Genomic DNA, 6721 nt, shown 5'->3' on the forward strand with positions numbered 1-6721 from the left:
TTTGCAATTTTTGCTCAAAATATGGACCGTAGGGAGATCCCTATGTCTTCCGGCCTTGACGCGCGTTGACTTATTTGGCGAAAGTTCCCCCAAACCACAGAACCCGCCGGTATCTGTGCTGCGCTCAACTCTCCAACCCCCCGGGGGAAGTACACACATGACCAGTCCAGCCAAGGCTGAAGGCTCCGGGCCCTCGATCGCCTTGGACCCCCAGCTCGAGTCGACACCTGAGCCCGTCAAGGGTGCGGCGAAGCTGGAGGGTCGTTCTCCCGGCCAGTTGATGTGGCAGCGCTTCAAGCGTGACCGTACCGGTGTCGTCGCTGCGTGCGTAGTGATTTTCTTCTTCGCCGTGTCCGCGCTCGCCCCGGTCATCTCCAAGCTGTACGGCAAGGACCCGTACACGCTCTACGCGCAGGAACCGGACTTCCCCTTCCTGCTCGACGACTTCGCCATGCCGACGGGTTCCTTCGGCGGCATCTCGGGTGACTTCTGGTTCGGTGTCGAACCGAGGCTGGGCCGCGACGTGATGACCATGCTGCTGTACGGCATGCGCACCTCGCTCTACATGGCGGTCATCGTGACCCTGGCCAGCGTCATCACCGGCGTGCTCATCGGCATGGTGGGCGGTTACTTCGGCGGCAGGGTCGACTACTGGACGGGCCGGGTCACCGACTTCTTCCTCGCGTTCCCCAGCCAGCTGTTCTTCATCGCGTTCATGCCCGTCGTCACAGCGATGTTCGTTTCCCCGCGGGATGAGACCCCCACCTACCTGCGGGCCGTGGCCATCATCCTGGTGATGTGGTTCCTCGGCTGGATGGGCATGGCCCGTCTGGTACGGAGTTCCGTGCTCTCCCTGCGCGAGCGGGAGTTCGTCGAGGCCGCCAAGGTGTCGGGTGCCTCTCCCTGGCGCATCGTGCGCAAGGAGATCCTGCCCAACATCATCACGCCGATCTTGGTACAGGGCACCTACCTCCTGCCGAGCACGATCCTCTCCATCGCCTTCCTCTCGTACGTCGGTGTCGGCTTCGTCGAACCGACCCCGGACTGGGGCCGCATGTTCGCCATCGGCTCCGAGATCTACGAGCAGGACCCCATGTTCATGGTCTTCCCCGGGGTGGCGATGGTGGTCTTCGTGCTGGCGTTCAACCTTCTCGGAGACTCCGTCCGGGACGCATTCGACCCCAAGACCGGACGTTGACCCGTCCGTTGGTGGTGGGGGGACTGCCACCCCCGATCCGGGACTCCCGGACCGTCAGGCAGTACTCGTGGACAACTATCGACAGGCAGGTGCATCGGGATGATGACGCCCATCAGAACGCGCAACGTGCGCGCCATAGCGGTGGCCATCGTGGCCGGATCGCTGGCACTGACCGGCTGCTCCGACAGCAAGAAGGACAACTCCAAGGACACGTCCAAGTCCAAAGGGGACGCCGCCGCACAGTCGAAGCCTGTCGCCTACGGTGACGCCCAGGCTTCCACAGGCCCGGCCCAGGAAGTGGCGGGGGCGAAGCCCGGCGGCACGATCAACGTGTACATGCAGTCGGACCTGAGCCACATGGACCCGGGGCAGATCTACGTCAGCGACGCCGGCCAGTTCGCCAACCTGCTCCACCGCGGTCTGACGAACTACCAGGAGGACGACAAGGGCAACCTGACGGTCGTCGGTGACATCGCCACCGACTCCGGCAAGTCCTCCGACGGTGGCAAGACCTGGACGTACACCCTCAAGGACGGCGTCAAGGACGACCAGGGGAACGTCATCACGTCCGCCGACGTCCGCCACACCGTCGAGCGGCTGTACTCGAAGGTCATCTTCGACGGCCCCACCTACCTCCAGAACTGGCTGTCGGGTGCGGACTACCGCAAGGCGCTGCCGGACGGTCCGTACAAGGGCAAGCACCTGCCGGACACCGTCCTGGAGACCCCGGACGCGAAGACGGTCGTCTTCCACTTCGCCAAGCCGCAGCCCGACCTCCCGCAGGCGCTGGCCATGGCCGGTTACGGCATCGTGCCGGCCAAGCGGGACACGAAGGAGGGCTACGACAAGGCGCCCGCCTCGCTCGGCCCGTACAAGATCTCGGACTACAAGTCCGGCAAGTCGCTGACCCTGGTCAAGAACGACCAGTGGGACCCGAAGACGGACTCGGTGCGCCACCAGTACGTCAACGGCTACAACTTCACCACCACGATCGACCAGGCCAGCCAGACCAAGCGTCTGATCGCCGACCAGGGCGACGCCAAGAACGCCATCCAGTTCACGGACTCGGTGGACCCGGCCCAGCTCTCCACGGTCATCGGTGACGCCGCCGCCAAGAAGCGCACGATCCAGGGCTACCAGCCCTACGTGTGGCAGATGTCCTTCAACCTCGACCGGATGAAGGACAAGAAGATCCGCGACGCGATCACCTACGCGATCCCGAGCCAGTCCATGGTTCAGGCTGACGGTGGCCGCTACGGTGGTGAGGTCGCGGGCGGCCTGATGGCCCCGACCCTGCCGGGCTTCGACCCGACCTACGACCCGTTCGGCAAGCTGAAGAAGCCGAACGGTGACCCGGCGAAGGCGAAGGAGCTGCTGAAGGAGGCGGGTGTCAAGGAGGGCGCGAAGCTCACCTACGCCTACTCCAACAGCCCGCGCGGCCAGGCCCAGATGCTCATCATCAAGGACGCCCTGAAGAAGATCGGCTTCGACGTCCAGGCCAAGGAGATCGACCGCGCCAGCTTCTACGAGCAGGTCGGCAAGCTGAAGAACCCGTACGACCTGTACATGACCGGCTGGGGCCAGGACTGGTCCTCCCCGTCCACGGTCATCACCCCGGTCTACGACGGCACCCAGGTCGCCGATGGCGCCTCGAACTACTCGCACATCAACGACTCCGAGGTCAACGCCCTCATCCAGAAGGCACTGACCCAGCAGCCGACCGAGGCCGCCAAGACGTGGGAAGAGGCTCACCACCTCATCATCGAGAAGGTCAACCCGGCCGCCCCGGTGTACTACTCCAAGCAGATCCAGCTCTACGGTTCGAACATCGGCGGTGCCCGCTACAGCACCGAGTCGAGCTACATCGACATCAACGACGTGTTCCTGAAGCAGCCGTAACCGGTCAGCTCGGCTGACCCGCGGGGGTGCGCGCCAGGCGGAGCGCACCCCCGCGGTCGGTACCCCTCACACCTCCGCTTTTTTCGAAGAGAGCATTCATCCGCCATGCTTCAGTTCCTCCTCCGCAGGCTGACCGGCGCCGTTGTCATCATGTTCCTGATCGGTGCCTTCACCTTCTTCCTGTTCTACACAATCCCCCAGGACTTCGCCGAACTGTCCTGCGGCAAGACCTGCACGCCCGAGAACATCGCCGTGATCCGCGAGAACCTCGGCCTCGACAAGCCCATCACCGCGCAGTTCTGGGACTTCATGGTGGGCATCGTCACGGGCCGGGACTTCCCCCAGGGACACTGCCCCGCACCGTGCCTGGGCGTCTCCTTCAGCAGCGGTGACTTCGTCTGGGACTCCATCATGGACCGCTTCCCGCTGACGCTGTCGCTGACCGTCGGTGGCCTGGTCATCTTCCTGCTGTTCGGTCTCGGCACGGGTCTCCTCGCCGCCTGGAAGCGCGGCACCGTGGTCGACAAGGTCGTCAGCGGCGCGTCCATGGTGCTCAGCTCGTTCCAGATCTACTTCCTCGGCCCGATCGTCCTCGGCTTCCTGGTCTACAGCACGGGCTGGATGGAGAACCCCAAGTACGTGCCGTTCGTGGACAACCCGGGCAGTTGGTTCATCGGCATGCTGATCCCGTGGCTCGTGATGTCCACGATCTTCACGGCGCAGTACACCCGTATGGCGCGCTCGACGATGATCGAGCAGTTGCAGGAGGAGCATGTCCGCACCGCGCGGGCGAAGGGCATGCGGCGTGGATACGTCTTCTTCCGCTATGCCTGGCGCGGGTCGCTGATCCCGATCGTCACCATCATCGGCATGGACCTCAGCGGGCTCCTCGCGGGCGCGGTGGTCACCGAGTTCACCTTCGACCTGGCCGGCATCGGCCGTCTCGCGGTCGAATCCTCGCTGACCAAGGACCTGCCGCTCACGATGGGCGTCATGCTGTTCGGGGCGTTCTTCATCCTCGTCCTGAACATCATCGTGGACCTCGCCTACGCCTACATCGACCCGCGCGTGCGCCTCGCCTAGGAGAATTACCGTGACCACACTGACCAAGTCCGAAGGCGCCCAGGCCCCGACAGGGCCCGAGGCCTTCCTGTCGGTCCGTGATCTGCGGGTGCGGTTCTCCACCGAGGACGGCATCGTCAAGGCGGTCGACGGGCTCTCCTTCGACGTCGAGCGGGGAAAGACCCTCGGCATCGTGGGCGAGTCCGGCTCGGGCAAGTCCGTGACCAACCTGACCGTCCTCGGTCTGCACAACCCCATGAGCTCCACCGTCGAGGGCGAGATCGTCCTGGACGGCAAGGAACTGGTGACGGCGACCGAGCGGGAGATGGAGAAGCTGCGCGGCAACAAGGTCGCGATGATCTTCCAGGACCCGCTCACCGCGCTCTCGCCGTACTACACGGTGGGCCGGCAGATCGCCGAGCCGTTCATGAAGCACACCGGGGCGTCCAGGAAAGAGGCGAAGGACCGGGCCGTGGAGATGCTGACCAAGGTCGGCATCCCGCAGCCCAGGACGCGCGTCGACGACTACCCTCACCAGTTCTCCGGCGGTATGCGCCAACGCGCGATGATCGCCATGGCACTGGTCTGCAACCCCGACCTGCTGATCGCCGACGAGCCGACCACGGCCCTGGACGTCACCGTTCAGGCCCAGATCCTCGACCTGCTCAAGGACCTCCAGCAGGAGTTCGGTTCGGCGATCATCTTCATCACCCACGACCTCGGCGTCATCTCGCACATGGCCGACGACCTGCTGGTGATGTACTCGGGCCGGGCGGTCGAGCGCGGCAGCGTCCGCGAGGTGCTGCGCAACCCGCAGCACCCGTACACCTGGGGGCTGCTCAGCTCGATGCCGCGTCTGGGGGGTAACACGTCGAAGGCGCTCATGCCGATCCCCGGCAACCCGCCCAGCCTGCTCAACCCGCCCTCGGGCTGCCCCTTCCACCCGCGTTGCGCCTTCCGGTCGGAGGTGCCGGGGACCGCGTGCTCGGACGAGCGGCCGCTGCTGGCCGACGGACGTGCGGCCGCCTGCCACCTGACGGCAGAGCAGAAGCAGACCATCTTCATCGACAAGATCCAGCCCCGGCTGCGCTAGGGAGCACCGAGACATGAGCGACAACCTCACCCTCCCCACACAGCAGGGATCGACCGACACCCCGTCCCCCGAGCCGCTGCTGCAGGTCGAGGGACTGACCAAGCATTTCCCGATCTACGGCGGCTTCCCGATCAAACGGAAGGTCGGCGCGGTCCAGGCCGTCGACGGTGTTGACCTGACCGTCGGCGTCGGCGAGAGCGTCGGCCTGGTCGGCGAGTCGGGCTGCGGCAAGTCGACCACCGGCCGGCTGATCACGCGCCTGCTGGAGCCCAGCGCCGGCAAGATCACCTACTCGGGGCAGGACATCACCCACGCCTCGCGCCGCCAGATGGCGCCGGTGCGCTCCGAGATCCAGATGATCTTCCAGGACCCGTACTCCTCCCTGAACCCGCGGCAGACCGTCGGCACGATCATCAAGTCGCCGATGGAGGTCAACGGGATCAACCCGCCGGGCGGCCGGGAGGCCAAGGTCCGTGAGCTGCTGGAGCTGGTCGGCCTCAACCCGGAGCACTACAACCGGTTCCCGCACGAGTTCTCCGGCGGTCAGCGTCAGCGCATCGGCGTGGCCCGTGCGCTCTCCCTGAACCCGAAGCTGATCGTCGCCGACGAGCCGGTCTCTGCCCTGGACGTGTCGATCCAGGCGCAGGTGGTCAACCTGATGCAGAAGGTCCAGGAAGAGATGGGCATCGCCTTTCTCTTCATCGCCCACGACCTGGCGGTCGTGCGGCACTTCTCGCAGCGCCTCGCGGTGATGTACCTCGGCAAGATCGTCGAGGTCGGCGACCGGGACTCCATCTACAACGCGCCCCGGCACCCGTACACCCACGCCCTCCTCTCCGCCGTGCCCGAGGTGGAGATCGAGGGCGAGGCTCCCTCCCGTGAGCGGATCCGGCTCTCCGGTGACGTGCCCTCGCCGATCCACCCGCCGTCCGGCTGCCGCTTCCGCACCCGCTGCTGGAAGGCGCAGGACAAGTGCGCGACGGAGGAGCCCCCGCTGGTCCAGCTCTCCGGCAACCGCCCCGGCCACCTGACGGCCTGCCACTTCCCGGAGGACCCCACCACGGAGCCCCGCGACGAGGACGTCATCCTCGACCCGGCTCTCAGGGCGCTCGAGAGCGGCGCGGAGGACGGTCCCGCGGACAAGAAGTGATCGGCGCCAGTGCGCTGTGCGACCTGGGCGTCAGCGCCGGGTTCGCCCCGCGACGGTGACGTTTTCGACGGGAGGCCGGGGTAGGTGACCCCGGCCTCCCGTCGCCGTACGGCGGTTGTGCGGTGAGCCCGGCCGGGCGGGCGACCCCGAGCGTGCCGTCACCGCCCTGTCGGCCCTCCGCGCGGCCCTGAAGCCCCCTGAGGGGCCCTGCGCGCGGTGATCCAGGCCGGGCGGCGACGCTGAGCGTGCCGGCACCACGAAGGTCGGTCCTGCGCCCGCCCTTGAAGCCCCCCGAACGGCCCTGCGCGCGCCCCCGCCG

The 6721-nt window shown here is 66.4% G+C and carries 5 protein-coding genes; all 5 read left to right on the plus strand.

Annotated features, from left to right (window positions below; genetic code table 11):
• The first annotated feature begins 157 nt into the window (after positions 1–157).
• The 5 genes from P1P75_RS19915 (at position 158) to P1P75_RS19935 (ending at position 6402) form a co-directional block, all read left to right on the plus strand.
• On the plus strand, positions 158–1198 hold the full coding sequence (locus P1P75_RS19915) for an ABC transporter permease (protein ID WP_319257200.1): 1041 nt from the start codon (positions 158–160) through the stop codon (positions 1196–1198).
• A gap of 102 nt (positions 1199–1300) precedes the next feature.
• The gene (locus P1P75_RS19920; RefSeq protein ID WP_319257208.1) at positions 1301–3097 is read left to right on the plus strand and encodes an ABC transporter substrate-binding protein; all 1797 of its coding nucleotides are present in this window, start codon (positions 1301–1303) and stop codon (positions 3095–3097) included.
• Between the two features lie 105 nt (positions 3098–3202).
• Positions 3203–4180: an ABC transporter permease gene (locus P1P75_RS19925; protein ID WP_319257202.1), complete on the plus strand. Its 978-nt coding sequence runs from the start codon at positions 3203–3205 to the stop codon at positions 4178–4180.
• A gap of 10 nt (positions 4181–4190) precedes the next feature.
• Entirely contained in the window at positions 4191–5252 is a 1062-nt protein-coding gene (locus P1P75_RS19930) for an ABC transporter ATP-binding protein (protein ID WP_319180472.1), read from the plus strand.
• A 13-nt stretch (positions 5253–5265) separates the two neighbouring features.
• A complete protein-coding gene (locus tag P1P75_RS19935) occupies positions 5266–6402 on the plus strand; it encodes a dipeptide ABC transporter ATP-binding protein (protein ID WP_319257204.1) in 1137 nt (378 codons plus the stop codon).
• The last annotated feature ends 319 nt before the right edge of the window (positions 6403–6721 follow it).

The sequence above is a fragment of the Streptomyces sp. ID05-39B genome, from assembly GCF_033794725.1.
GTDB classification, from domain to species: domain Bacteria; phylum Actinomycetota; class Actinomycetes; order Streptomycetales; family Streptomycetaceae; genus Streptomyces; species Streptomyces bobili.

Coding starts and splice junctions, on each gene's coding strand:
- P1P75_RS19915 (WP_319257200.1), top strand. CDS start 158: ATGACCAGTCCAGCCAAGGCTGAAGGCTCCGGGCCCTCGATCGCCTTG.
- P1P75_RS19935 (WP_319257204.1), top strand. CDS start 5,266: ATGAGCGACAACCTCACCCTCCCCACACAGCAGGGATCGACCGACACC.
- P1P75_RS19925 (WP_319257202.1), top strand. CDS start 3,203: ATGCTTCAGTTCCTCCTCCGCAGGCTGACCGGCGCCGTTGTCATCATG.
- P1P75_RS19920 (WP_319257208.1), top strand. CDS start 1,301: ATGACGCCCATCAGAACGCGCAACGTGCGCGCCATAGCGGTGGCCATC.